The sequence below is a fragment of the Hymenobacter caeli genome (assembly GCF_013294115.1).
Classification (GTDB): domain Bacteria; phylum Bacteroidota; class Bacteroidia; order Cytophagales; family Hymenobacteraceae; genus Hymenobacter; species Hymenobacter caeli.
Genome location: NZ_JABSNP010000004.1, coordinates 1 through 23903 on the forward strand (window position 1 = coordinate 1; position 23903 = coordinate 23903).

Genomic DNA, 23903 nt, shown 5'->3' on the forward strand with positions numbered 1-23903 from the left:
GCTCGTTCAGCAAGTGCCGCGCGAGCCATTATAACCGAATTAAAATTGCTATTGACCAGCATAATTTGGAAATCACCCTGCTTTAAGCCACTACCCCTTCTTAAAATAAGCGTCAAATGCTTCATTTGCAATGGTTCGCACAGGAATTGGAGTTAAAAATTTGTTTTCAAGCGTAATCTTAGTGGTGTCACGGCTGAAATAATTATTTAAGGCGTTCACACTTGCTGAATCGAACTGATATTCATGCGAGATGCTAGCCAATGTGCTGAGATCGTTGCTGCTTAGCGCCGAAGCAACGATTTTAGAATCTTGTTCATTCACCAACTCATTAACTACAACAACAACTGTAGTTGATGCTACTAACTCAGTTCGGATTATATCGGAATAAACCTCGTAATCACCAGTAGGGATTTGCTGGCTAAACCCACTTATCCCTTTTAGGGTTAAAGTAAAAATAAAACACAAGATTCTCATAGTCAAACGATATTCTAATTGACCAAACTAAATCTACTCCTCCTCAATTACCGCAAAGTCCAGCGCCAGCGGCTCCAGGGCCCCCAGCAGCTGATCGATAAAGCCGGGGTTATTAATTAACACGTTCAGCACGTTGTCGGTGCGCTCTTGCAGGCCGCCGCCGGGGAAGAGTTTTTCCTTGATGGCGGCGAGCTGGGCGTAGGCGGTTTCGTGCTTGGTTTCGGCGGCTTTGCTGAGGCGCTTTTCGAGGCCGGCGAGGCCCGCGGCGGCTTTTTGGGCTTCGGCGGCCACGGTGCGCACCAGCGAGGCATCGAGGCGCTGGGCCAGATCCTGCACTTGCTGGAAGGTGGCGGCCAGGGCTTCCTGCTGCTCCTTCAGGCTGATTTCTTCCTGGCCCAGGGCGGCGCCGACTTGCTTCTTCAGCTCGGGCAGCGACCGGAAAATATCGGTGGTGCTAAGGCCTAATTTCTTCAGTTTGCCGCCGTTGGCGCGGCTCACGTACAGGGCCGAGTTGCGGGGCAGCACGATGGGAAACGGCACCCCGAAAGCGGCAAATACGTCCTTCAGCTGGAACCAGTACGCCACCTCCGCGCCCCCACCGATGTAAGCCAGGTTGGGCAGCAATATTTCCTGGTACAGCGGGCGCAGCACCACGTTGGGGCTGAAACGCTCGGGCTGCTCGCGGGCCAGCTCCAGCAGCTCGGCCTGGCTGTGGCAGCGGGCGGTGTTGCGCACGGTCACCTCCACGCAGTCGGCGCCGTTGGCGTCGGGCTCCAGCCGCTCGCGCAAGCCGTTGTCGGTGATAAAGAATAGGTTGAGGGGCCGCGAATACACCTGCGGCTTGTAGCCGGCGGCGGTGAGGCGGGCGTTGGTGGCCTGCACGGCGGCGTTGGAGGTTTGGTGCTGGATTTCCTGCTCCAGCACTGGTACCAGCGCCTGCTTCAAGTTGGGCCGGTCGGCGTCGAGCGTCACCAAGCCGTACTGGCCAAACAGGCCATCGGCCAGGCGCTGGGTGGCGGCGGCCAGGGTGGGGGCCCCCAGGTAGGCCTCGCGGAACAGAGCCGGTACCTCAGGCGGCAGCTGGCTCAGCAGCTGCTCTTCCAGGCCGGCCAGGGGCAGACGGCCCACGGGGCCCCCGGTGCCTTCGGCGTCCCACTGGTAGGTTTTGCCGAAGAGCGAAAAGTGGTTGATTTCGGCAAAGTCGTGGTCTTCGGTGGCCATCCAGTACACGGGCACGAAGTCGTACTGCGGGTACTGGGCCTTCAATTCGCGGCTCAACTTGATGGCCGACACGATTTTATACACGAAGTACAGGGGCCCCGTGAGCAGGTTGAGCTGGTGGCCGGTGGTGATGGTGAAGGTGGTATCCTTCGCCAGCAGCTCAATATTGGCGGCCACGGTGGCGGGCACCTCACCGGCCGCGTACTGGGCGCGCAGGGCCCCCACCAGCCGCTGCCGCGCCTCGGGCGAGTAGGTGGCTTGCTTCTCCTCGATTTGGGCGGTGAAATTTTCCAGCGCCGGCCAGCGGTGGTAGAAGGGCGCCAGCGCGGGCTTTTGGGCCAGGTAATCGGTGAGAAGGCCGGAGAAAGCGCCGGTGTCGGCGTAGGAAAGTGTCTGAACCACGGATTTATCGGATTGAGCGGATTCGTCGGATTTTGGGGACGATTGGAGGCGGTGCGGCGGTGCCGCGCCGTAAAGGTCGGGACTAAACAAAAAAGGCAGCCGTTTGGCTGCCTTTTGTAAACTGGATATGCAATGGGGCCCCAGGGCAAAGCGCGCAACGCCGCCTCCAATCGTCCCCAAAATCCGACGAATCCGCTCAATCCGATAAATCCGTGGTTCAGACAAGTACGCCGTACAGGTCGAAATCCGTGGCCGAGGTGATTTTCACGTTCGCAAAATCGCCGAGGCGCACGAACGTATCCTTTTCTACCGGCACCAGCACCTCGTTGTCCACCTCGGGCGAGTCGAACTCGGTGCGGCCCACGAAATGGCCGCTCTCCTTGCGGTCGAATAGCACCTTGTAGGTCTGGCCCACGCGCTCCTCGTTCAGCTCCAGCGAAATGCCCTGCTGCAGTTCCATGATGGCGTCGGCGCGCTCCTGCTTAAGCTCGGCGGGCACGGTGTCTTCCAGGGTGTAGGAGTGCGTATTATCCTCGTGCGAGTACGTGAAAATGCCCAGCCGCTCGAACCGCGTCTGGCGTACAAACTCGTACATTTCCTCGAAGTCGGCCTCGGTTTCGCCGGGGTGGCCGCTGATGAGCGTGGTGCGCAGCGCAATGCCCGGCACCCGCTGCCGAATGGTGTCCACGAGCTCCGAGGTGCGGCGGCGGGTGATGCCGCGGCGCATGGTTTTCAGCATGTTATCCGAGCCGTGCTGCAAGGGCATGTCGAGGTACTTGCAGATGTTGGCGCGCTCGGCCATCACGTCCAGCGCCTCCAGCGGAAACTGCGACGGGTAGGCGTACTGCATCCGAATCCAGTCGATGCCGTTCACGTCGGAGAGGCGGCGCAGCAGCTCGGGCAGCTTGCGCTCGCCGTAGGCTTGCAGGCCGTAGTAGGTCAGGTCCTGGGCAATGAGGATCAGCTCCTTGGTACCCTGGGCGGCCAGGCGGCTGGCGTCGCGCACGAGGTCGTCCATGGTGCGGTCCACGTGCTTGCCGCGCATCAGCGGGATGGCGCAGAACGAGCAGGGGCGGTTGCAGCCCTCGGCAATTTTGAAGTAGGCGTAGTGGCGCGGCGTGGTGAGCAGGCGCTCGCCCACCAGCTCGTGCTTGTAGTCGGCGTTCAGCACCTTCAGCATCTGGGGCAGCTCCAGGGTGCCGAAGTAGGCGTCCACCTGCGGGATTTCCACCTCCAGCTCGTCCTTGTAGCGCTGCGAGAGGCAGCCCGTCACGTAGAGCTTCTCCAGGCGGCCGGCCTCCTTCTCGTCGGCGTAGCGCAGAATGGTGTCGATGCTCTCCTGCTTGGCGTTGTCGATGAAGCCGCAGGTGTTGATAATGACGATGTTGGCGTCGCTTTTCGTCGCCTCGTGCGTCACGTCAAAGTCGTTGGCCTGGAGCTGGCCCATCAGCACCTCGCTGTCCACAATGTTCTTCGAGCAGCCCAGCGTGATGACGTTGACCTTGTTTTGGTTTTGATTTCTAACTTTCACTATCGCTGATTTTTACTGATTAACCGTGATTTCGCTGATTTTTATTTTCAGAAACTGCCGAATTAACACCTCCTGAATCTTGGCAAAATCCGGATTCTATTAATTATTTATGCTTGATTTTTAATTTAATTAACGCAGGGTAGCCAAGGCAAACTGGAAGCCGGGTAGCACGTCCTCGCCGCTTAAAGTATCGGCGAAGGATTTTACCTCTACGCTGCCATCGGCGCGGAAAACGCGGGCGGTTTCCGTCTTGGGGTCGATGAGCCAGCCCAGGCGCAGGCCGTTGTTGAGGTATTCCTGCATTTTGATGATTGTGTCGGAAATGCTGTCGGTTTCGCTGAGTAGCTCCACCGCGAAATCGGGGCACAGGGGCAGGTGCTTGCGGCGCTGCTCGTCGCTGAGCGCTTCCCAGACTGCCTGGCTCACCCAAGCTGCATCGGGCGAGCGCACGGTCCCGTTGGGCAGTCGGAAACCGGTGGAGGAATCGAATACCTGGCCCAGCCGATGCTGCCGGTTCCAGATGGTCAGGTCAGTAGTTATTTCACTGCTGCGGCGACCCGATTCGCCTCCGGTTAACGGCATAAGCTCAATGGTCCCGTCGGCGCGGCGCTCAAATTTTTGCGCGCGGTTTTGTTGGCAGAAGGCGTAGAATTCGTCTTCACTGAGGCGTTGCAGGTATTCGGCCAGGGTCTGACGGCCGGCCGGAACGGCTTCCGTGGCCGGCAGCGGAACGGGGTGCATAACAGTCATGGCGTAGACAACAAAGGCCTGATTATAAATGATTCACCCCGGGGCCCTACACGGCCTCGAACTGCCGCAAAAAGCGCAGGTCGTTTTCCGTGAACAGGCGCAAATCCTTGATTTGGTACTTGAGCATGGCGATGCGCTCGATGCCCATGCCCCAGGCGTAGCCGGAGTATTTCTCGGGGTCGATGCCGCTGTTTTCGAGCACGTTGGGGTCCACCATGCCGCAGCCGCCGATTTCCACCCAGCCCGAGTACTTGCAGATGTTGCAGCCCTTGCCCTTGCAAATGAGGCAGGTAATGTCAATCTCGGCGCTGGGCTCGGTGAAGGGGAAGAAGCTGGGCCGGAACCGGATGTTGATGTCAGAGCCAAACATCTCACTCACAAAGTAATACACCGTCTGCTTGAGGTCGGCGAAGCTCACGCCCTCGTCCACGAACAGGCCTTCTACCTGGTGGAACATCATGTGGGCGCGGGCCGAAATGGCCTCGTTGCGGTACACGCGCCCCGGCATCACGGACCGGATGGGCGGGGCCTGGGTTTCCATCACCCGCACCTGCACGTTGCTGGTGTGGGTGCGCAGTAGTAGCGGCACGTCGGGGGCCCCGGAGTCGGCGGCATGAATCGGGCTTTTGGGGGCGGGCGGGGCGATGAAAAAGGTGTCCTGCATGTCGCGCGCCGGGTGGTTTTCGGGGAAGTTGAGGGCCGTGAAGTTGTGCCAGTCGTCCTCAATTTCGGGGCCCTCGGCCACCGAGAAGCCGATGCGGCCGAAGATGCGCAGCATCTCCTCGCGCACCAGGCTCAGGGGGTGGCGGGTGCCCAGGGCGTTGGGCACGGGCGGCAGGGTGTAGTCGTAGCTGGCGTCGGCGGGCTGGTTGGCGGTGGCGGCCTCCAGGGCCCCCAGGGCTTCGTCGTGGCGGGCCTGGGCGGCTTGCTTGAGCTGGTTGAGCTGCTGGCCCACGGCGCGCTTCTCGTCGGCGGGCACGGTTTTGAGCTGGTCGAACAAGTCGGCCAGGCGGCCCTTGCGGCCGAGGTAGGCAATGCGGAAAGCGTCGAGCTGGGCCGCGCTGGCCAGCTCCTGGGCGCTGATTTCGGCCTCGAGGCCGGCAATGGAATCCTGTAGCATAGGCACAAAGTTACGGCCGGGCGGCACCCCGGCGGGCGGTTTCGCGTAGGCACCCCGTTGGGCGGCCGGAAGGCGGGGCCAACGGCTTCTTTTTCATCCTTGTTCCTCGTTTATATGCTCCGTTCCCTGCTCGCTGTGTTGCTGGCCGCCTCTGCCCTCGCCGCCACCGCCCAAACGGCCCCGCGCCGCGCCGCCAAGCCCGCTACCACCACGGCCAAAACCAAGCCCGTACCAGCCGCCACTTCCGACGCCACTGCCACCGACGGCGGCTTCGGCAACGGGGCCCCCAGCTCGTCGGCCAACGACGGCGGCAAGGGCCAGGGCGTGTACGCCGCGCCCGGCATGCCCGTGGACGTGACGTCAGGCAAAGAAGTGGGCTCCTACAAAGGCACCACCGACAAGGCCACGCCCGCCAGGCGCACCGGCACCACCACGCTCTCGCCGAAGTAAGCGCCGGGGCCCCCGCGCTGTTCGTCTTTTCCAAAGCGCCCCGCTTGGCTTGCACAGCCGGGCGGGGCGTTTTTGGTTGAATTTGGGCGTGGGGCCCCGGATGGTTTTAGCGACGGACCAAGGCCCCAAGCAGCAAAAAAGAAGTTTGGCACGGTCTTCGATTTTGGGTACGCAACTCCCCACTCCTCAAACCCGCTTCGCCCATGTTCCGCTCCATCGTTACCCTCGCCTTGTCGGTGTTCTTAATCGCCGAAGCCAGCGCCCAAACCACGCCGGCCGTCACCAAAAAAACCACCCGCACCACCCGCCGCGTGGCCAAAAAAACGCAGCGCACCGTGCGCAAAACCACCCGCCAAGCCGCGGCCGCCTGGCCCGCTCCCGACCCCGCCACGCCGGTAATGGCCGCCGTAACCGAGCCCACCGGCTGGGAGGCCTACGACGACGCGCAGGCCCGCCAGGGCCGCGACGCGGTGTACGCTGCCCCGGGCATGAGCGTGCACATCCGCACGGGCCACGAAATGGACAATTACGACGGTACGCCCCGCAAAGCCCCGGTCAGCACGAAGCAGACCACGCTCTCGCCCAGCCCCCGCTAGGCCGGGCTAATCCACGGCTGACGATTACACGTAAAGTGGGCCCTGGCTAACGGCTGGGGCCCACTTCTTTATTCTAACTTACTGTACCATATGCTGCGTTCTTTCCTCGCCGGGGCCCTCGTGCTCGCCGTATTACTGGGGGCCCAGGCCCAAACCGGTACCAAAAACTATAAGCGCTCGGTGCGTCAAACGAGCCGTAAAAAAGGCAAGTACTACCGCGCTGGCACCCTCAAGGCCACCGGCGCCGGCAAGCGCAAGCTGGAGGTGTCGCGCGGCGACTATTACCTGGCCCCCGGCATGCCCATGCCCCAAACCGACCACCGGCACATCGACAGCTACATGGGCGACGTGCCCCCGCGCAAGCACTACGCCAAGAAACCCGTCCCCGGGGCCCCCGGCGGCAACAGCACCCTCAGCCCGGCAAGGAAGTAGGTGGTAGCGGCGTAGTAGACAAGAATAGGCCGTCATGCTGAGCGCAGCCGAAGCATCTCTACCGCTGACTAACCAAATAGATTGAGTTAGTCAGCGGTAGAGATGCCTCGGCTGCGCTCAGCATGACGGCCTGTTGTGCATCACTGCCCGCCTGTTGCGGCCGTTTTATTCGGTTTCCATTTCCACTTCTTCAGCTACGAATTCGCCCACGGCTTCGTAGTAGAGGGTGTTGCAATTTTCAGGGCGGAGCACCTGGGCGGCGGCGGCGCGCACGGCGGCCACGTCCACGGCCTGGATGCGGCGGCTTTCGTCGTTCACCAGGTTGGCGTCGCCGATGAGCTTGCTGTAGGCCAGGCTAAGGGCCCGGTGCAGCAGGTCGATTTCGCCGAACACCAGGTGGCTTTCGGCCTGGTTTTTTACCTTTTCCAGCTCGCGGGCGTCCACGTCGGCGGCCACGAACTCGGCCACCACGGCTTCCACGGCGGCGTTGGCTTCGTGCAGGTCCACGCCGGCGTTCAGCTTGCCGCTCACCACGAGCAGGCCCGCGTCGAGGGCCCCGGTGAGGGAGGCCGAGATGTTGTTGAACAGCGCCAGCTCTTTCACCAGGCGCTGGTGCAGGCGGCTCGACTTGCCGCGGCCCAGCATGTCGGCCAGCAGGTCGGCGGCGTAGTAGTTATCGTCGCGGCGGGCGGGGGCGTGGTAGGCCTTGTAGAGGGCCGAAAGTGGCACCGGGGCCTGCACGGTCTGGGTGCGGGCCTGGGTTTGGACGGGCTCCTGGGGCAGGTCGCGCACGTAGGCGGGGCCCCCGGCAATGGGCCCGAACCACTTCTCGGCCAGGCGCTGGGCTTCGTCGAAGCTCACGGCCCCGGCCAGCACCAGAATGGCGTTCTGGGGCGCGTAGTGCTTGTTGAAGAAGCCGCGCACGTCGTCCATCACCGCGTTTTCGATGTGCGCAATTTCCTTGCCGATGGTGTTCCACTGGTAGGGGTGCACCTGGTAGGCCAGCGGCAGCACCTTCAGCCACACGTCGCCGTAGGGCTGGTTGAGGTAGCTCTGCTTGAACTCCTCGACCACCACTTTGCGCTGCACCTCCAGGCCGTTTTCCGAAAACGCCAGGCTCAGCATCCGGTCCGATTCGAGCCAAAAGCCGGTTTCGAGGTTGGCGGCGGGCAGCGAGAGGTAGTAGTTGGTGACGTCCTGCGAGGTGAAGGCGTTGTTTTCGCCGCCCACGCGCTGCAAGGGCTCGTCGTAGCTGGGGATGTTTATGGAGCCCGAAAACATCAGGTGCTCAAACAGGTGCGCGAAGCCGGTGTGGTCGGGGTCTTCGTCGCGGGCCCCCACGTCGTACATCACGTTCAGCACGGCCATCGGGGTGCTGAAATCTTCGTGCACGATGCAGCGCAGGCCGTTGGCAAGGGTAAATTCCTGGAAATTAATCATTATAACGCTAAGAGGGGGACTTGCTACTGTGGGGATGTTTTAGAACTTTCAAACTCATTTAGGCCGTCATGCTGAGCGCAGCGGAGCGGAGTCGAAGCATCTCCACCGCGGCAGTAATCCGCTCGATTGGGTTAGTTACGCAGTAGAGATGCTTCGACTCCGCTCCGCTGCGCTCAGCATGACCGTTTTTAGAATCGGCAAACAACGACGGCAGCGCAAATTTACGGGTAGCGGCTTTCACCGGCCCGGTAACAACCCGGAAGGCAAAATAGTGTACGATAAAATAGTCGGCATGCCGACTACCTTGCGGCATGCAAAGTCCCACCGCTGCTGACGTTCTCATCATTGGGGCCGGCCTCTCCGGCCTCGTGGCCGCCGCCGAAGCTACCGCCGCCGGCAAAAAAGTGCTCGTGCTCGACCAGGAGGCGGAGCAAAACCTGGGCGGCCAGGCCTTTTGGTCGTTCGGCGGCATCTTCCTGGTGAACTCGCCCGAGCAGCGGCGGTTGGGCATCCGCGACGGCTTCGACCTGGCCTGGCACGACTGGCTGGCCACGGCCGGCTTCGACCGCGCCGAGGACGCCTGGCCGCGCCGCTGGGCCGAGGCCTACGTGCAGTGGGCGGCCACCGAAAAGCGCGGCTGGCTGCGCGAGCGGGGCGTGCGGTTCTTCCCGGTGGTGGGCTGGGCCGAGCGCGGCGGGGCCGGGGCCAGCGGGCCCGGCAACTCGGTGCCGCGCTTCCACGTGACCTGGGGCACGGGCCCCGGCGTGGTGGCCCCGTTCATCCACCAGGCCCGCGCCGCCGAGGCCAAGGGCTTGCTAACCTTCGCGTTCCGCCACCGGGTGAACGAGCTGGTGCTGACCAACGGGGCCGTGACCGGCGTGCGCGGCGAGGTGCTGGTGGCCAGCAGTGCGCCCCGGGGCCAGTCGAGCAGCCGCGAGAAAGCCGCCGACTTCGAGCTGAGCGCCGGGGCCGTCATCGTCACGGCCGGCGGCATTGGGGGCAACCACGAAATGGTGCGCAAGAACTGGCCCGCCCGCCTGGGCACGGCCCCCAAAAACATGATTTCGGGCGTGCCGGCGCACGTCGATGGCCGGATGCTGGGCATCACGGAAGCGGCGGGCGGCCAGCTGATTAACTCCGACCGGATGTGGCACTACACCGAGGGCGTGCAAAACTGGGACCCCATCTGGCCCATGCACGGCATCCGCATTCTGCCGGGGCCCTCGTCGCTGTGGTTCGACGCCCGGGGGCGGCGGCTGCCGGGGCCCCTGTACCCGGGCTTCGACACGCTGGGCACGCTGGCCCACATCCAAACCACGGGCTACGACTACACCTGGTTCATCCTCACCCAGAAGATTATCGAGAAGGAATTTGCCCTCTCGGGCTCGGAGCAAAACCCCGACCTGACCAACAAAAGCATCTTCCAGACGCTGGGCCGGGTGCGCGGCGGGGGTACGCCGCCGCTGCGGGCCTTCCTGGAAAAGGGCATCGATTTCGTAGTGAAGGACAACCTGCCCGACCTCGTGCGCGGCATGAACGCCCTCACCCCCGAGCCGCTGCTGGACCTGGCCGCCATCCAGGCCGAAATCGAAAACCGCGACCGCCAGCTCACCAACCCCTTCGGCAAAGACGAGCAGCTGACGGCCGTGCGCGGGGCCCGCAAGTACCTCGGCGACCGCCTCATCCGCACCGCCAAGCCCCACGCCCTGCTCGACCCCGCCAACGGCCCGCTCATCGCCGTGCGCCTGAACATCATCACCCGCAAAACCCTCGGCGGCCTGCTCACCGACCTGCAAGGCCGGGTGCTGGGCGCGGACGGCCAGCCCATTGCCGGCCTGTACGCGGCGGGCGAAGTGGCCGGCTTCGGCGGCGGCGGCATGCACGGGTATAGGGCCCTGGAAGGCACGTTTCTGGGCGGCTGCATCTTCTCGGGCCGGGCGGCGGGCCGGGCCGCGGCGGGCGTTAGCTAGCTCAGAAGGAGCCGCGCACGCCCACTTGCCACACGCGGGCCACCGGGTACACGCTGGCGTCCTGGCCGGCAAATAGCTGGGCGCTGCCGCCGCTGCTCACGTTGGGATCGAAGCCCCGGTAGTGGCCGGTTACGAACAGGTTTTGGCCACCCACCCACACGCTGGCCCGCCGGGGCCCCGTAGTCAGCACCTCGTAGGCCAGGGTGAGCTGGGTGAGGCGCACGTGGTTGCCGCTTTCCAGGGCCTGGCTGCTGGTGAGGTACGACTGCCGGACCCCGGGCCGGGGCACCGAGGTATCCTGGTGGGAGGGGGTCCAATAGTCGAGGGCCCGCGGCGAGCTGTTGGTAAATCCCGTGGGCGTGTCCAGGGTACCGAGCGTGGGGTTGAGCAGCTGGTAGCCGAAAAGGCCGTCGAGCTGGGCATCCAGCTGGAACCGGCGCAGATGCAGCTGCTGGTAGAAGTCGAGGGTGTAGCGGGGCAGGCCGCTGCCCTGGTAGCGGCCGTCGCGCGCGTCCACTTGGCCGTCGTTGTTCACGTCGCGGTAGCGCAGCTGCCCGGCGTTGGGCGAGCCGGCGGGGTAAGTACCATCGGGTTCGTACACGAAGAAGCGGGCCAGGGGCTGGCCCGCTTCCAGTCCAAAGAAGGATGCGTTAGTCGCGAATGAATTCACGGTTTCCACCTGGTTGTGGTTGGTGGCAGCGGCCAGGCTAGTGGTGCCGGCCAGGGGCCCCAGCTGCCAGGTGCCGCTCAGCGTCAGCTCCAGGCCCTGGTTGAGTAGCGTCACGTCGGGAAATAAGTAATAGAAATTCTGACCGGAGCCAGACTGGAAAAATGTCGAGAAAACCAGCAGGGTTTGGGCGTGGCGGGTGCGGCGCTGGTAGGCTTCGGCATCGAGCGTGAGCCGGCCGCCGAGCACGCCCAGGCGCAGGCCCGCGTCGTAGTGGGTGGTGAGGTCGGGGGCGAAATACGTCCCGGTTTTGCCCACGCCGGCCCACAGCGTCAGGTCGCTCAGGCCCGTGGCCGCGGCCAGGAAGGCTTCCTTGTTGGCGTGCCAGCTCAGCTGGGCCCCCGGGAACCATTGGTATTGGCTCCGGCTATAAGCTTCATTGTAAACCGCCTCGGTGCGCAGCGAGCCCTGCACTTCGTAGCGTCCGTCGTAGGTGTAGCCCACGCCCACCGTCGGGCTGTGCACGCCGTTGCCCCGCAACGTTTCCTGGTAGTAGCTGCGCGAAGCCGATGGGCCGGAACCGCTGTATTGGCTGTTTTCTAACTGGCGCTGGCGTTGCTGGAGCAGGTAAGTAAGCGACGCCGTGAGGGCGTGCCGGTCGGCAAACGTGCGCCGGTAGCGCAGGACCGCATCGGCCACCCAGTTGTGTGCAGTGGTGGTGAAGGTGCTGGATTCGACCAGGTTCGGGGCCGGGGCCATGATGTCGTCGGGCGCGTAGCCCAGCTCCCGGGCGTTTGCCTGCTCGTAGCCGCCGCGCACGCTCAGGCTCAGCGCGTCGCTGAACTGATAGGTGGCGCTCAGCTGCATGAGCAGGCGGCGGGTGCGCGGGGCGCGGGCAAAAAATTTGAACTCGCGCAACGGGTCGCTGTAATACGGGCTGCCGCCCGTGCGGCCGGATTGCGCGAGGGGCGGGGCCAGCAGGGCCCCCTGCAACAGGGGCCCCGCGTCGGGCTCGGTGCCGGCGTAGTGCGCGTCCGTCTGGCCCACGCTGGCCTTCAGCCCCAGGCTGAGCTTGGGGGTTAGCTGCTGGTCGAGGTTGAGGCGCAGGTGGTAGCGGCTCAGGTCGGAGCCGTCCACCACGCCGGCCTGGCGCAGGTAGTCGGCCGAGGCGTAGTAGCGGGTGTTGCCGTGGAGGCCGTCCACGCTCAGGTGGTGGTTCTGGACGCCCGCCACCCGCAGCACCTGGTCTTGCTGGTCCACTTCGCCCAGGTTGTTGAGGGCCGCGGCCGAGTACGCCGGGGGTTGGCCGTTGTTGGCCGCCGCCACGTTGGCCAGCTCGGCGTAGGGGCGGGCCCCGAGCACTTCGTAGCGCTGGCGCACCTGCTGCACGCCGCCCCAGCCGGCGTAGCGCACCCGCAGCGGCTGGGGCCCGGCCTGCCCGTCGGCCCCGCGCCGGGTGCTGATGAGCACGACGCCGTTGGCCCCCTGCATCCCGTAGCGGGCGGTGGCCGCCGCGCCCTTTAATATTTCCACCTGCGCTACGTCTTCCACCGGCACGTCCAGCAGCGGGTTGGCGGCCGGCGTGTGGGGCGTGGTGCCGGCGTAGAAGCTGCCGTTGGTGGAAGACGGATACTGGTTGCGGAAAAAGGCCTCCGCGCCGCTCCAGTCCTCCGGCGTTATTTCGGTGTTGTACACCGGCACGCCGTCCACCACGTACAGCGGCTGGCTGTTGCCGGTCACGTTGCTGCTGCCCCGGATGCGTACCGCCGCCCACGCCCCCGGGGCCCCCGAATTGGGCGTGTATTGCACCCCCGCCACCCGGCTCAGCGCCGGCTGGATGGTGGTGAAGGGAGGAATTTTTATTTCAAGTTTAGTAATGACAGGAGACTCGTCAAGATTATTAACTCTCTGCGTGGTGGTTACTGTCTGAAGTGGTGGCATGGGTTGCCGGGGCCTCAGTGTATCTATCTGCTGCGCTTGAGTGGCTGTTGTTAGGAGAAAAAAGATGGGTAGAAACCGGGACATGGTGAGGGAATAAATGTGGAAGGAAAGGGACACGAAGGTAGATGCCGCCGCAAGCCATATTCCACAGCCAGGGCCCCCAAGCCTCATAATTTATTCACCTTATTCGAGGAAACGGCCACCGCTATTTTGGCCCTCGTCCGCCCACCCCGCCTTCCCATGACCTTTGACCGCCGCGCCTACGCCAACGAGACCCTGCTGCACCTGTACCGCGAGCTGCTCAAGCCGCGCCTGATTGAGGAGAAAATGCTGATCCTGCTGCGCCAGGGTAAGGTTGTCGGGTGCTGCTTGCCCTACCTCAATTAAATTCCGGCGCACAGCAGTAGTTGCCACCGCTGCCGAGTGCCTTAGGTGAGGCCGGTTGCGAACGACGCCTTGCAGGCGGCTTTGGCCGGAAGTTGGGGCCCTGGGACTTCGGTGATGGGGATGGCAGTAGGTGCCGCCGCTACACCACCCGGATGCCCGTGCGCAGGATTTCCGCCACGAACGGGTTCCAGTCGGTGAAGTCCTCGGGTCGGAAGGAATGCGGTTCGATGTCTGCGTGCTTCCACAAGGCTGGCGACATACGCCCCGAGTTTTCAGGCCGGAAGCTACTGAACTCTTCCGCTACGATGGCCACGTCAATATCCGACCATTCGCGCTGCTCGTTGCGGGCAAACGAGCCAAATAAGATAACCTGCTGCGGGTGAATGCCTAGTTCGTGCAGGTCGTCCACAAAGGCCCTGACTTCTTCTAGGGCAAACTGCTGAGTAGCCATGTGCGGAGGGCGGTTATGTCGGTGAGAAGCTGGCGGGCGAGAACAGCCGTAGTAGCTGCGTACAGCTGCTGCGCGTAATCTGGGTAACGCCCTTCCAGTTGGTAGTCGTTCAGCTCAGTAGCAATCCTTACATGGTCGGGCGTAGGGGCCAACTGCGTGGCCTGCCACAGCCGCAGAATGTTGTGGGTGCGGGGCGGAATATCATCGGCATTGTCCTGCACCCAGTGCGCCTTGCTGAGCTTTTCGATGACCAGGTGCGCGAAAAACAGGCCATGCACGAAGTCGCCGGCCGCCATCATGCGCTGCACGGCCGGCCAGTCGAAGGCCGCAGTGTCCTTCCAGTAGGCGATGTGGTCGGCCTTGGTCATGGCCACAAGGTAAGGCAGAACCTTAAATTACCTTTGCCCGGTATCCTGCCTTTCCCTCCCCCATGACCTTCGACCGCCGCGCCTACGCCAACGACACCCTGCTGCACCTGTACCGCGAGCTGCTCAAGCCGCGCCTGATTGAGGAGAAAATGCTGATTCTGCTGCGCCAGGGTAAGGTCAGCAAGTGGTTTTCGGGCATCGGGCAGGAAGCCATTTCGGTGGGCAGCACCCTGGCCCTGGAGGCCGACGAGTACATTCTGCCGCTGCACCGCAACCTGGGGGTGTTCACGGCCCGGCAGGTGCCGCTGGCCCGGCTCTTTGCGCAGTGGCAGGGCAAGCCGGCGGGCTTCACGAAGGGGCGCGACCGCAGCTTCCACTTCGGCACCAACGACTACCACATCGTGGGCATGATTTCGCACCTGGGGCCCCAGCTGGCCATGGCCGACGGCATTGCCCTGGCCGACGTGCTCGACGAGAAGCCGCGCGTCACGCTCACGTATTCCGGCGACGGCGGGGCTTCGGAAGGCGACTTCCACGAGGCCCTGAACGTGGCCGCGGTATGGCAGCTGCCGGTTATTTTCCTAATCGAAAACAACGGCTACGGCCTCAGCACGCCCTCCAACGAGCAGTTCCGGTTTAAGTCGTTCGTGGACAAGGGCCCCGCCTACGGCATGGAGGCCGTGCAGGTGGACGGCAACAACGTGCTCGACGTGTTCGACACCATCCACCGCCTGGCCGTGGACCTGCGCCAAAACCCGCGCCCCGTGCTGGTGGAGGCCCTCACCTTTCGTATGCGCGGCCACGAGGAAGCCAGCGGCACCAAGTACGTGCCTGCCGAGCTGCTCCAGGAGTGGGCCCAGAAAGACCCCGTGGACTGCTACGAAAGGTGGCTGCTGGCCGAGGGCATCCTCACCGAAACCGCCCGCCACAGCCTGCGCGAACAGTTCAAAAAGGAAATCGAAGAGGCCCTGGCCGAAGCCGATGGGGCCCCCATGCCCACCGCCGACACCGCCCACGAGCTGGCCGACGTGTACGCGCCCCTTCGGGAAGTTATGAGTTATGAGTTAGGAGTTATGAGTTCGCCGGATGCTTCCGATGATTCCCAACCCATAACTCATAACTCAGAACCCATAACCAAAACCCTGCGCTTCATCGACGCCATTTCCGACGGGCTGCGCCAGAGCATGGTGCGCCACCCCGATCTGGTGCTCATGGGCCAGGACATTGCCGAATACGGCGGCGTGTTCAAGATTACCGAGGGCTTCGTGGCCGAGTTTGGCAAGGGGCGCGTGCGCAACACGCCGCTGTGCGAATCGGCCATTGTGGGGGCCGGGCTGGGGCTGAGCGTGCGCGGCAAGAAGTCGATGGTGGAAATGCAGTTTGCCGACTTCGTGACCTGCGGCTTCAACCAGATCGTGAACAACCTGGCCAAGAGCCACTACCGCTGGGGCCAGGCCGCCGACGTGGTCATCCGCATGCCCACCGGCGCGGGCACCGCCGCGGGGCCTTTCCACTCGCAAAGCAACGAGGCGTGGTTCACCCACGTGCCCGGCCTGAAGGTGGTGTACCCCAGCAACCCGCACGACGCCAAGGGCTTGCTCTGCGCCGCCTTCGACGACCCCAACCCCGTCCTGTACTTCGAGCACAAGCTGCTCTACCGCAGCCTCAGCGGCCCCGTGCCCGAGGCCTTCTACACCACGCCCATCGGCGAGGCGGCCCTGGTGCGCGAGGGCTCCGAGCTGAGCATCGTCACCTACGGCATGGGCGTGCACTGGGCCCTGGCGGCCTGCGACGAGCTAAAAATCAGCGCCGACATCCTCGACCTGCGCACCCTGCTGCCCTGGGACACCGAAGCCGTGCGCCGCACCGTGGCCAAAAACGGCCGCCTGCTGGTGCTGCACGAAGACACCCTCACCGGGGGCCTGGGCGGCGAAATCGTGGCCTGGGTGGCCGAGCACTGCTTCCAGCACCTCGACGCCCCCGTGCAGCGCGTAGCAGGACTCGACACGCCCATCCCCTTCGCCCCGCCCCTCGAAGCCGGCTTCCTGCCCCAGCAGCGGCTGAAGGAGCGGCTGATGTGGCTGCAAGGGTATTGAGGTTTACAGCGCTTCCGTTACCGCCTCGGCGGGCGTGAGTACGCGCAGCGAGCTGCCGCGAAAGCCCTTCGGGTCGCGGGTGACGATGGCTTCGATAGCGGGAACTGAAGCCGCTGCGAAACTTTGCAGTGCGTCCTCAAAATCCGTGAAGCCGGCGGCCAAGGATTGTCGAATTGTGTTGCTATCTACCGCGATGATTTGCACCAATGCTGATAATTTGACCAATTTATCAGTGCGTTCAGCCGGCGTGTTGTCCTTGCGCAGGGTATAATAAATGTGGCTGAATGACAGGCTAGCTACATAAAGAATAACCCGGCCCTCAACCGACGCCTGAAACAATTCAGCGGCGGCTACTGCAAAAACTCCCCGATGGGTTAGGAAGTCGATTATTACGTTGGTATCAAGGAAAAAATGCCTCATTTGCTGTAACGTTCCAGCAAAGCTTCTGTCAGACTTTCCTTATAATCGAAGTCGTTAGGCACTTTCAAAGAACCAAACAATGCCTGTACAGCCGGCGAAAGAGTTGGCGTTGTAGCTGCTGGCGAAATGCTAGCTCTAAGCATAGCCTCGATTAGCTCATCTAAGCTTCTGCCTGTCGCTTGGGCATAGGCCTGAGCTTGTTCCACAACCTGGGAATCAAGCGTGAGGGTGAGGTTAGTAGACATGGCGGTGAGAATTTTAGCTAAGGAAGATACGAAGAACAACGACTGCAAGGGTATTAGGGCCCCCAGCCCCTATTCTTCCAGCACTAGCTGCTTGCCCGGTACCTCGTGGTGGTAGTCAGCAATGACTTGACGCAGAATCTGCATGTCTTTGGGGCAGGCTTGGGCGAACGTTTCCCAGTTTCGCAAAACCACGCAATTCGGCATTTTGACCACGGCGATAATGGCATCCCAAAAGGCGTCCCAACTCACGCCGTACCAGTCCGGAAATCCCAGCTCGCGCTTCATCGTCATGTGAAAACCCGCTTTGGTATTGATATTGGTAAGGTCGATGGTCATTTGCTGGTTATAAATGGCGTTTGCCGCGTCGCGACAGTAGGATCGCCGCCCCGCTCGTCACGAGTTGTATTGTGTTAAACTCGCGCTGGATTATAAATGACTCCCAACACAATCCCAATTTTATATCAATTGAATAATTTATTGACCCGCACTGCACTTCCGCCCAGTTTCTTCGCTATTCCAGTTGGTTTATTTTGCTTTTTGACGGTATTTGGCGTCGATGCCCTACTCAGCGCTGGAATTAGTTTATGCGGTTGTTTGCTCGTTTTTCTTGGCCGCTCAGGGCTAGAAGTCAGTCAAGACTTGCATTTCTTCCGCCAATACTATTGCCTATTTAGTTGGCGAGTTGGCACCTGGAAGCAATTACCGAACATAGCTGGCATAACGCTGAAATATTTTTCGCAAGTAACTCCGTTCACGCCAACGAGGGACAGTTGGGGTATTTGGAATAATGCCTCAACACGTTCCGAAGAATTAGTTATCATGTTTTCCGTGCAAAATTCCTTCACTGGGATTATTATCACGCGATTTTCTGCTGATAAGGAACAGGAAGCCACTCAATTTGCAAATGACGTCGCTAACATTTTTGATGTACCTGTCAAAATATATCTGCCAAATAATTAATTCTATTAATCACCCCGCCGTATCGGCCACGTCATCCCCATCGTCTACCATTACACGGGCTAGTTTTTCGATATTTAAACTCCTCGCCGAGGCGTCGAAGATTTCGCGGTAGGTGCCGCGCTGGTCGTAGAGTTCTTCGTGGGTGCCGCTTTCCACGGCGCGGCCTTGCTGCATGACGTAGATACAGTCGGAATCGACGATTTGGGCGAGGCTGTGGGAGATGATGACCACGGTGCGGCCCTGCTTGATGGCTTCGAGCGAGTTCTTGATTTGCTCGGTGGCGATGGCGTCGAGCGAGGCGGTGGGCTCGTCGAGGAAGATGATGGGCGGGTTTTTGAGGAACAGCCGGGCAATGGCAATGCGCTGCTGCTGGCCGCCGGAAAGCTGCTGGGCATCGCTCTGGTACTGCTTGGGCAGCTGCATGATTTGGTCGTGCAGGTAGGCCTGGCGGGCGGCGGCCTGGATTTGCGCCAAGTCGGCGTTCATCACGCCGTAGCGGATGTTCTCCTCGATGGTGCCCTTGAAAATGTGGTTTTTTTGGAGCACCAGGCCAATTTGCTGGCGCAGGGCGTGGGTGTTGTAGTCGGCCAGGGGCTGGCCGTCGAGCAACAGGGCCCCGCGGTCGGGAGCGTAGAACTTGCAGAGCAGGTTGATGATGGTGCTTTTGCCGGCCCCGCTGAGGCCCACCAGGGCGGTGGTTTTGCCGGCTTCGATGGTCAGGCTCACGTCGTGCAGGGCCTGGGTGCCGCCGGGGTAGGTGAAATCGACGTGGCGCAGCTCGAAGGTGCCGCGCAGGTGGTCGGGCAGCCGGGGCCCCGTGGGCTCGGTGGCGTCGGCGGCGTCGAGGATGTCGAAGAAGCCCTCGGAGTAAGTGAGGGCGTCGTTCATCTCGTCGTAGATGCGGTGGAGCTGCCGGATGGGGGCCGACACGTTGTTGAACAGCAGGATGTGGAACATGATGGCGCCGATGGAAATCTGCCGGTCGAGCACCAGGTAGGCCGTGAGCACGATGATGAGCACCACGCCGATGGATTCGGTGAAGGTTTTCAGGCCGTCGTAGCGGAAGTTGACCTTGCGGGTTTCGAGCTGGGCGTCCTGCAATTCCTGCTGCAAGCGGGTTTGCTTTTCTTCCTCGTAGGCCTCGCGCACGAAGCTTTTGATGACCACCGCCGAGTCGATGAGGTTGACCAGGCCCTGGCTTTTGGCCTCGCGCAGGGTGCGCAGGGACCGGCGCGAGCCGTTGAGGCGGTCGGCCTGCCGGTAGCTCAGCCAGAAGTACACGGGCAGCACCGCTACGGCCACCAGGCCCACGTACACATTAGCAAAAAACATGACTACCAGGGCGACCAGGGCATTGGCAAAGAGCGGCAGGATGTCGATGAAGAAGTTTTGCACCAGCTTCATCAGGCTCTCCACGCCGCGGTCAATGCGGGTTTGGAGTTTGCCGGTCTGGTTGCCGTTGTCGGCGTAAAACCCTAGCTGGTAGCCCAGTACCTTGTGCACCGCGTCTTCCGAGAGTTGGGTGGAGACGTTGATGCGGATTTTCTCGCCGTAGTATTTCTGCCCGAACTGGATGCCGGTGTTGATGATTTCCTTGCCCAGCAGCAGCGCGCTCACCGACAGCAGCAGCGGTAGGCCCTGCCCGAGGCCCTGGTTGCGGTTGAGCATGCCCTGCACCGCATCCACGGTGTAGCGCAGCACGAACGGGTTTACCTGGGCGGCCAGCGAGCCCACCAGCGTCAGCAGCAGCGTGCCGATGACGAGCTTCCGGTGCGGCCGCACGTAGGGGTATAGGCGGCGAATTATCTCCCAAAGGCTCATAAGCAAGCAACTACAGTGTGGCGGTAGCTGCGTTAGACGCGGGCGGGAGTGTTGGGGTTATTTATTTTAAAGTTCGTGAATCCTGCCACTTGGCAATTGCCTCTTCAAAAAAGAGCTTGACATCTCTATGTTTTCCCCCAGCAAAAACTTTAAACTTGGTGCTATCAATTTTAGTGACTTCCATGTAAGGGGAGTACGTAAAAGAGTTTCTCATGTAATTGGTATCAATAGCCATAATATCTTTATAGTAAGTGAAATGAATTGACGTTTTCTTAGGTTTGTCTTTATCAAGCCAGTACGAAGCCATTCTTCTATTTGTAAAGAAACTGCCAGCAATATCTTTTTTATACACAGAATAAAATTTTATAATTTTCTCATTTCGTTCTATTAAACCAATCTTCTTTAATCTTTTCGTATCGCTTTCAGAAAGTTGATTACCGTTCTGAATTCCACTACATGCTGAAATAAGAAATAAGCAGTAAAATCCAAAGCATTTGCTTTTTAAAGATGCAAATCTCATTTGTATTCTTATTTTGTAATTAATTATTGCCGATAGGTTTTACTCACTATATTTATCGATGTTCCTTCAGAAACGCCAGCAGCGCGGGGAAATAATGCTGGGGGTCGTCCCACATGGCGAAGTGGGAGCCGTTGGGGCAGATATAAACTTGGCTGTGGGGCATTTGCTGGTGCATGTATGCGTAGGCCGAAGGGGGAATAAAATCGTATTGGGCCCCCAGTAATAGGGTGGGCGTGCGGATGGTGGCCAGGCGGGCGGTGAAATCCCAGGTGGCCATGAAGGGGAAGATGGGGGCCCTGTCGGCTTTGTTGATATGGGCGAGGTTGCGGGCGTAGGGCCCCGGTTCCTGGCCTGGGGGGAGGCGCAGCATGTGCTGGTGGAAGAATTCGTCCTGCACGGGCTTGGTTATCAGCGGCATCATTTTGCTGTCGCCTTGCAGGCTGTCGGGGGCGGCGGGGCGGCCGTGGCGCTGCTCGCGGATGATGTCGGCGTAGAGGCCGAAGCGGTATTTGTTGTAGATGGGGGCGCTGTAGCCCATGTTCGAGACGATGAGGCCGCCCAGGTGCTTGGGGTAGCGGGCGGCGTACTCCAGGGCCAGCAGGCCGCCCCAGGAGTGGCCCAGTAGGTAGAAGTGCTTGAGCCTGAGGGCCCGGCGCACCTGCTCCACCTCAGCCACGAAGCGGCTGATGCGCCAGATAGCGGTATCCTTGGGCTGGTCGGAGTGGTAGGAGCCGAGCTGGTCGTAGAAGTAGATTTCGACGCCTTCCTTGCCCAGGTACTCGGGGAAATTCTCGAAGTACTCGTGGGTATTGGCGGGGCCCCCGTGCAGCAGCAGGAGCTTGATTTTGCCCTTGCCTACCCGCTGCGTCCACACCCGGTACTTGCCGTCCACGGTAATCATTTTGACGCCCGGGGCCCGCATTTTGGCCGCGTAGCTGCTGTCTTTGGCCTGGGCCCGGGCCAGCAGCGGGAGGAGCAGGAATAGCAGGAGGGAAAGGGTGGCGCGGATGGGCATGGGGCGGTGGGGGATAGGGGGCCTTTAGGGCCCGGGCGGGGGAACCTCACGAGACCCCTGCGGGGCGGGCCCCTCTCCTGCGGAGAGGGGTGCGTTCAATTTGCTTGTTCAGTTAATAACGTTCAGGTACTGGCACCCCTCTCCGCAGGAGAGGGGCCCGCCCCGCAGGGGTCTCGTGAGGTTCCCCCGTTGCCTTGGCATGTCTAAAACTCACAACTCAAACCGCTTCATAACCTGCGTGGTGAAGCTGTTGTAGCCGGGCGCGGCAACCGTTTCGGCGGGGAGGGGCTGCGCTTTAGCGGCGGCGGGTAGGCCCAGGCTGCGGTCGGTGAGGGTAAACTCGATGGGCTGTGTGGTACCAGTTTCTAATTCCACTGTAACGCCGGCCGCGCCAGGAGCGAAAAAAGTAAGGACTTTGTAACGGGCAACAAGGCTAGTTGAATCTACAGCGTGCCCGGCTACACGCAAGCTGCGCGACGGTATTCCAACCCATACCAAGCGCAGGCTTACCACGCCGGGCCGCCCCGGGCGCACTTGCAGGCGCAGGCGGCGGCCGGTGGGCAAGGTAGTATCGGCCAGCACGGTGATGATGGGCGGAGCCAGCGGTAGGCGCGGGGCTTCCTGGTGCAGCACGGGCAGCGCCGAGCCGGGGAATAGCGCGGGCAGGGGCCCCAGGGTAGGCGCGGAGAAAAACTGCCGCGTCCAGGCGTCGGGCTGGGCCAGGCTGCTGAGCCAGTAGGCTTGCCCGTGATTGGCGTCGAGGGTGTAAAAGACGTGCGTTTGCTGCGGGTGCTCGGCGGTGGGGCGGCTGGCGGCGTGGGCGGCGGCCAGGGCCCCCAGGGCCCCGGCGGCGGCCAGCAGCGGCAGGCCCCAGCGGGCGCGGGTGGTTTCGGTGCGGCCCAGGGCGGGCAGCAGCGCCGGCAGCAGCAGGCCCAGCAGCACCGCCAGAAAAAACAGGCCGGCCAGCAGCAGGGGCCCCAGGCCGGCCAGCGTGAGCAGCGCGCGCAGGTTGGGGGCCAGCAGTGCCACGGCCGGCACGGCCAGCAGCGCGCCCACGGGGCCCAGGGGCAGCGAATACACCTCGCGCCGGCCCCGGGGCCCAATGAACGGCCGCTGGGTGGTCACCGTCTGCCAGAGCCAGGCCAGGGCCCCGCACACGATGGGAATGCCCAGCAGGAAGCCCAACGTGGGCGCTTTCATTTGCAAAAAGGCTTGCAGCCCGGCCAGCACCAGCAGCACGCCGCCCGTTAGCGAATCGGGCCGTAGCCACTGGCGCAGGGCCCCGCAGTAGGCCGCGAACACGGCCGTGCCCAGGGCCACCAGCGCCAGGTGGTACCAGCCCACGTTGTAAAAGGCGTGGTCGTAGAACGCCGCGTACTGCGGGTAGGCGGCTACCACGGCGCGCGCCAGGTACCAGCCCGCGGCCAGCACCAGCGCCGTGCCCACGGCCCAGGCCAGGGCCCCGCCCAGCAGGCCCGCCAGGCGCAGGCGGCCCCGCCGCCGGGCCTGCGCAATGGCCGCCAGCAGCAGCAGCCCGCCGATGATGTTCAGCCCCCAGTTCCAGCCGGCGGGGTACACCACTAGCCAGGTGCCCAGCGGGTTGAAGAACGAGCTGTCGGCCGTGGGCGCGTGGGTGAGCGAAATGCTGGCGAAGTGCCGCACCAGGGGCAGCAGGTAGTCGCCCTGGTGCTGGAGCGAGGCCAAATTGAGGTGCGCGGGCGTGTCGGCCGGGCTGTGGTAGTAGGCGTAGCCGCCGGTGAAGGCGAAATTCAGCCCCGGCAGGCCCGCGGCGCGGAAGGCGGTAAAATCGGTGCCGTTGGGCAGGTAGCGGTAGATTTCGTAGGCCAGCGACGAACCCAGCGGTGCCGGAGGCGCGGCCTTGGCAAATTCTTCCAATACCCAGGTATTGCCGCTGCTTACTTCGAACAACAGGCTGGGTCCCCCGTTGCCCCGCGCCTCAAAGTTCAGCACCACGCCCACTTCACGCCGCAGCCGGGCGGTGTCGGCGGTGTAGGCCAGGGCCCCCAGCAGGCCCACTTCCTCGCCGTCGGTGAATACCCAGCGCACGTCGTGGGCCAGGGGCGGGCCGGCGCGCAGGGCCCGCAGGGTTTCGAGGGCGGCGGCCACGCCCGCGCCGTCGTCGCTGGCCCCGGGCGTGTGGGGCTGCGAGTCGTAGTGCGTGAGCACCAGCACGGCGGGGCCCCCGGGCACGCGGCCGGGCAGGCGGGCCACCACGTTCTGCACCCGCGCCCCGGTGAGGGACCCGGGGCCCCCGGCCACCACCACGGTGGTGTCCTGCACGGTGGCGCGCAGGCCCAGGGCCCGGCAGCGGCGCAGCAGGTAGTCGCGCACCGCCCCGTTGGCCGGCGTGCCGATGCTGTGGGGCACCCGGGCCATCACGGCCACCTCGCGCAGCGCCCGCTCGGCCGAAAACGCGGTGGCCGGGGCCCCGGCCGGCACCGGCCGCGGCGCCCGCGCCAGGTACAGGGCCAGCGCGGCAAACAGCAGCAGCCCGAGCAACGGCAGCCAGCGGCGTAGAAATGGGGGCATAAGCAAAGCGTTCGGAATGAGCACCAAAGCAACGCACTGGCCCCCAGCAATCCAAAGCCGCCCGCCCGCCGCCGGC

The 23903-nt window shown here is 62.6% G+C and carries 23 protein-coding genes; 7 read left to right on the top strand and 16 right to left on the bottom strand.

Annotated features, from left to right (window positions below; all coding sequences use genetic code 11):
* Positions 1-90 precede the first annotated feature (90 nt).
* The 5 genes from HNP98_RS05230 to pheS all read right to left on the bottom strand — a co-directional run bounded on the left by HNP98_RS05230 (position 91) and on the right by pheS (position 5498).
* Entirely contained in the window at positions 91-474 is a 384-nt protein-coding gene (locus HNP98_RS05230) for a hypothetical protein (RefSeq protein ID WP_173808996.1), read from the bottom strand.
* Positions 475-507: 33 nt separating this feature from the next.
* Entirely contained in the window at positions 508-2097 is a 1590-nt protein-coding gene (bshC, locus tag HNP98_RS05235; protein WP_173808997.1) for a bacillithiol biosynthesis cysteine-adding enzyme BshC, read from the bottom strand.
* A gap of 217 nt (positions 2098-2314) precedes the next feature.
* A complete protein-coding gene (gene rimO / locus HNP98_RS05240) occupies positions 2315-3628 on the bottom strand; it encodes a 30S ribosomal protein S12 methylthiotransferase RimO (RefSeq protein ID WP_173808998.1) in 1314 nt (437 codons plus the stop codon).
* A gap of 129 nt (positions 3629-3757) precedes the next feature.
* Positions 3758-4378: a Uma2 family endonuclease gene (locus HNP98_RS05245; RefSeq protein WP_173808999.1), complete on the bottom strand. Its 621-nt coding sequence runs from the start codon at positions 4376-4378 to the stop codon at positions 3758-3760.
* Positions 4379-4424: 46 nt separating this feature from the next.
* Positions 4425-5498: a phenylalanine--tRNA ligase subunit alpha gene (gene pheS / locus HNP98_RS05250; protein ID WP_173809000.1), complete on the bottom strand. Its 1074-nt coding sequence runs from the start codon at positions 5496-5498 to the stop codon at positions 4425-4427.
* 114 nt (positions 5499-5612) lie between these two features.
* On the opposite strand from pheS, the gene HNP98_RS05255 reads away from it, so the two are divergent.
* The 3 genes from HNP98_RS05255 (at position 5613) to HNP98_RS05265 (ending at position 6976) form a co-directional block, all read left to right on the top strand.
* The gene (locus HNP98_RS05255) at positions 5613-5948 is read left to right on the top strand and encodes a hypothetical protein (RefSeq protein WP_173809001.1); all 336 of its coding nucleotides are present in this window, start codon (positions 5613-5615) and stop codon (positions 5946-5948) included.
* A gap of 203 nt (positions 5949-6151) precedes the next feature.
* The gene (locus HNP98_RS05260; protein WP_173809002.1) at positions 6152-6544 is read left to right on the top strand and encodes a hypothetical protein; all 393 of its coding nucleotides are present in this window, start codon (positions 6152-6154) and stop codon (positions 6542-6544) included.
* 90 nt (positions 6545-6634) lie between these two features.
* The gene (locus HNP98_RS05265) at positions 6635-6976 is read left to right on the top strand and encodes a hypothetical protein (protein ID WP_173809003.1); all 342 of its coding nucleotides are present in this window, start codon (positions 6635-6637) and stop codon (positions 6974-6976) included.
* Positions 6977-7141: 165 nt separating this feature from the next.
* On the opposite strand, the gene HNP98_RS05270 is transcribed toward HNP98_RS05265, so the two are convergent.
* Positions 7142-8416, bottom strand: coding sequence for a M16 family metallopeptidase (locus tag HNP98_RS05270; protein ID WP_173809004.1), 1275 nt, complete (start codon positions 8414-8416; stop codon positions 7142-7144).
* Positions 8417-8727: 311 nt separating this feature from the next.
* Here HNP98_RS05270 and HNP98_RS05275 point away from each other — a divergent pair, with 311 nt between their 5' ends.
* A complete protein-coding gene (locus HNP98_RS05275; protein ID WP_173809005.1) occupies positions 8728-10386 on the top strand; it encodes an FAD-binding dehydrogenase in 1659 nt (552 codons plus the stop codon).
* A gap of 1 nt (position 10387) precedes the next feature.
* Here HNP98_RS05275 and HNP98_RS05280 read toward each other — a convergent pair whose 3' ends face one another.
* Positions 10388-12994 carry a TonB-dependent receptor plug domain-containing protein gene (locus tag HNP98_RS05280; RefSeq protein ID WP_173809006.1) on the bottom strand — a complete coding sequence of 869 codons (2607 nt, stop codon included), beginning with the start codon at positions 12992-12994 and terminating at the stop codon, positions 10388-10390.
* A gap of 240 nt (positions 12995-13234) precedes the next feature.
* Between HNP98_RS05280 and HNP98_RS05285 the strand changes: the two genes are divergently transcribed.
* Entirely contained in the window at positions 13235-13381 is a 147-nt protein-coding gene (locus HNP98_RS05285) for a hypothetical protein (protein ID WP_173808995.1), read from the top strand.
* Between the two features lie 139 nt (positions 13382-13520).
* Here the strand turns inward: HNP98_RS05285 and HNP98_RS05290 are convergent, their stop codons facing one another.
* Positions 13521-13832, bottom strand: coding sequence for a nucleotidyltransferase domain-containing protein (locus tag HNP98_RS05290; protein ID WP_173809007.1), 312 nt, complete (start codon positions 13830-13832; stop codon positions 13521-13523).
* Complete coding sequence (locus HNP98_RS05295) at positions 13808-14200, bottom strand: HEPN domain-containing protein (RefSeq protein ID WP_246275004.1); 393 nt, start codon at positions 14198-14200, stop codon at positions 13808-13810. Before HNP98_RS05295 ends, HNP98_RS05290 begins: the two co-directional genes overlap by 25 nt.
* Before the next feature lie 62 nt (positions 14201-14262).
* On the opposite strand from HNP98_RS05295, the gene HNP98_RS05300 reads away from it, so the two are divergent.
* A complete protein-coding gene (locus HNP98_RS05300) occupies positions 14263-16296 on the top strand; it encodes an alpha-ketoacid dehydrogenase subunit alpha/beta (protein ID WP_173809009.1) in 2034 nt (677 codons plus the stop codon).
* A 3-nt stretch (positions 16297-16299) separates the two neighbouring features.
* On the opposite strand, the gene HNP98_RS05305 is transcribed toward HNP98_RS05300, so the two are convergent.
* The 3 genes from HNP98_RS05305 to HNP98_RS05315 all read right to left on the bottom strand — a co-directional run bounded on the left by HNP98_RS05305 (position 16300) and on the right by HNP98_RS05315 (position 17297).
* Complete coding sequence (locus HNP98_RS05305; protein ID WP_173809010.1) at positions 16300-16716, bottom strand: type II toxin-antitoxin system VapC family toxin; 417 nt, start codon at positions 16714-16716, stop codon at positions 16300-16302.
* Positions 16713-16961, bottom strand: coding sequence for a DUF6364 family protein (locus HNP98_RS05310; protein WP_173809011.1), 249 nt, complete (start codon positions 16959-16961; stop codon positions 16713-16715). Before HNP98_RS05310 ends, HNP98_RS05305 begins: the two co-directional genes overlap by 4 nt.
* A 69-nt stretch (positions 16962-17030) precedes the next feature.
* Positions 17031-17297: a barstar family protein gene (locus HNP98_RS05315; protein ID WP_173809012.1), complete on the bottom strand. Its 267-nt coding sequence runs from the start codon at positions 17295-17297 to the stop codon at positions 17031-17033.
* A gap of 96 nt (positions 17298-17393) precedes the next feature.
* Here HNP98_RS05315 and HNP98_RS05320 point away from each other — a divergent pair, with 96 nt between their 5' ends.
* On the top strand, positions 17394-17921 hold the full coding sequence (locus HNP98_RS05320; RefSeq protein ID WP_173809013.1) for a hypothetical protein: 528 nt from the start codon (positions 17394-17396) through the stop codon (positions 17919-17921).
* Between the two features lie 9 nt (positions 17922-17930).
* On the opposite strand, the gene HNP98_RS05325 is transcribed toward HNP98_RS05320, so the two are convergent.
* The 4 genes from HNP98_RS05325 to HNP98_RS05340 form a co-directional block, all read right to left on the bottom strand.
* On the bottom strand, positions 17931-19742 hold the full coding sequence (locus HNP98_RS05325) for an ABC transporter ATP-binding protein (protein WP_173809014.1): 1812 nt from the start codon (positions 19740-19742) through the stop codon (positions 17931-17933).
* Positions 19743-19803: 61 nt separating this feature from the next.
* Positions 19804-20262, bottom strand: a complete 459-nt coding sequence (locus HNP98_RS05330; protein ID WP_173809015.1) for a hypothetical protein — start codon at positions 20260-20262, stop codon at positions 19804-19806.
* A gap of 52 nt (positions 20263-20314) precedes the next feature.
* Positions 20315-21277 carry a proline iminopeptidase-family hydrolase gene (locus tag HNP98_RS05335; protein WP_173809016.1) on the bottom strand — a complete coding sequence of 321 codons (963 nt, stop codon included), beginning with the start codon at positions 21275-21277 and terminating at the stop codon, positions 20315-20317.
* A gap of 210 nt (positions 21278-21487) precedes the next feature.
* The gene (locus HNP98_RS05340; RefSeq protein ID WP_173809017.1) at positions 21488-23827 is read right to left on the bottom strand and encodes a M20/M25/M40 family metallo-hydrolase; all 2340 of its coding nucleotides are present in this window, start codon (positions 23825-23827) and stop codon (positions 21488-21490) included.
* Positions 23828-23903: the final 76 nt, after the last annotated feature.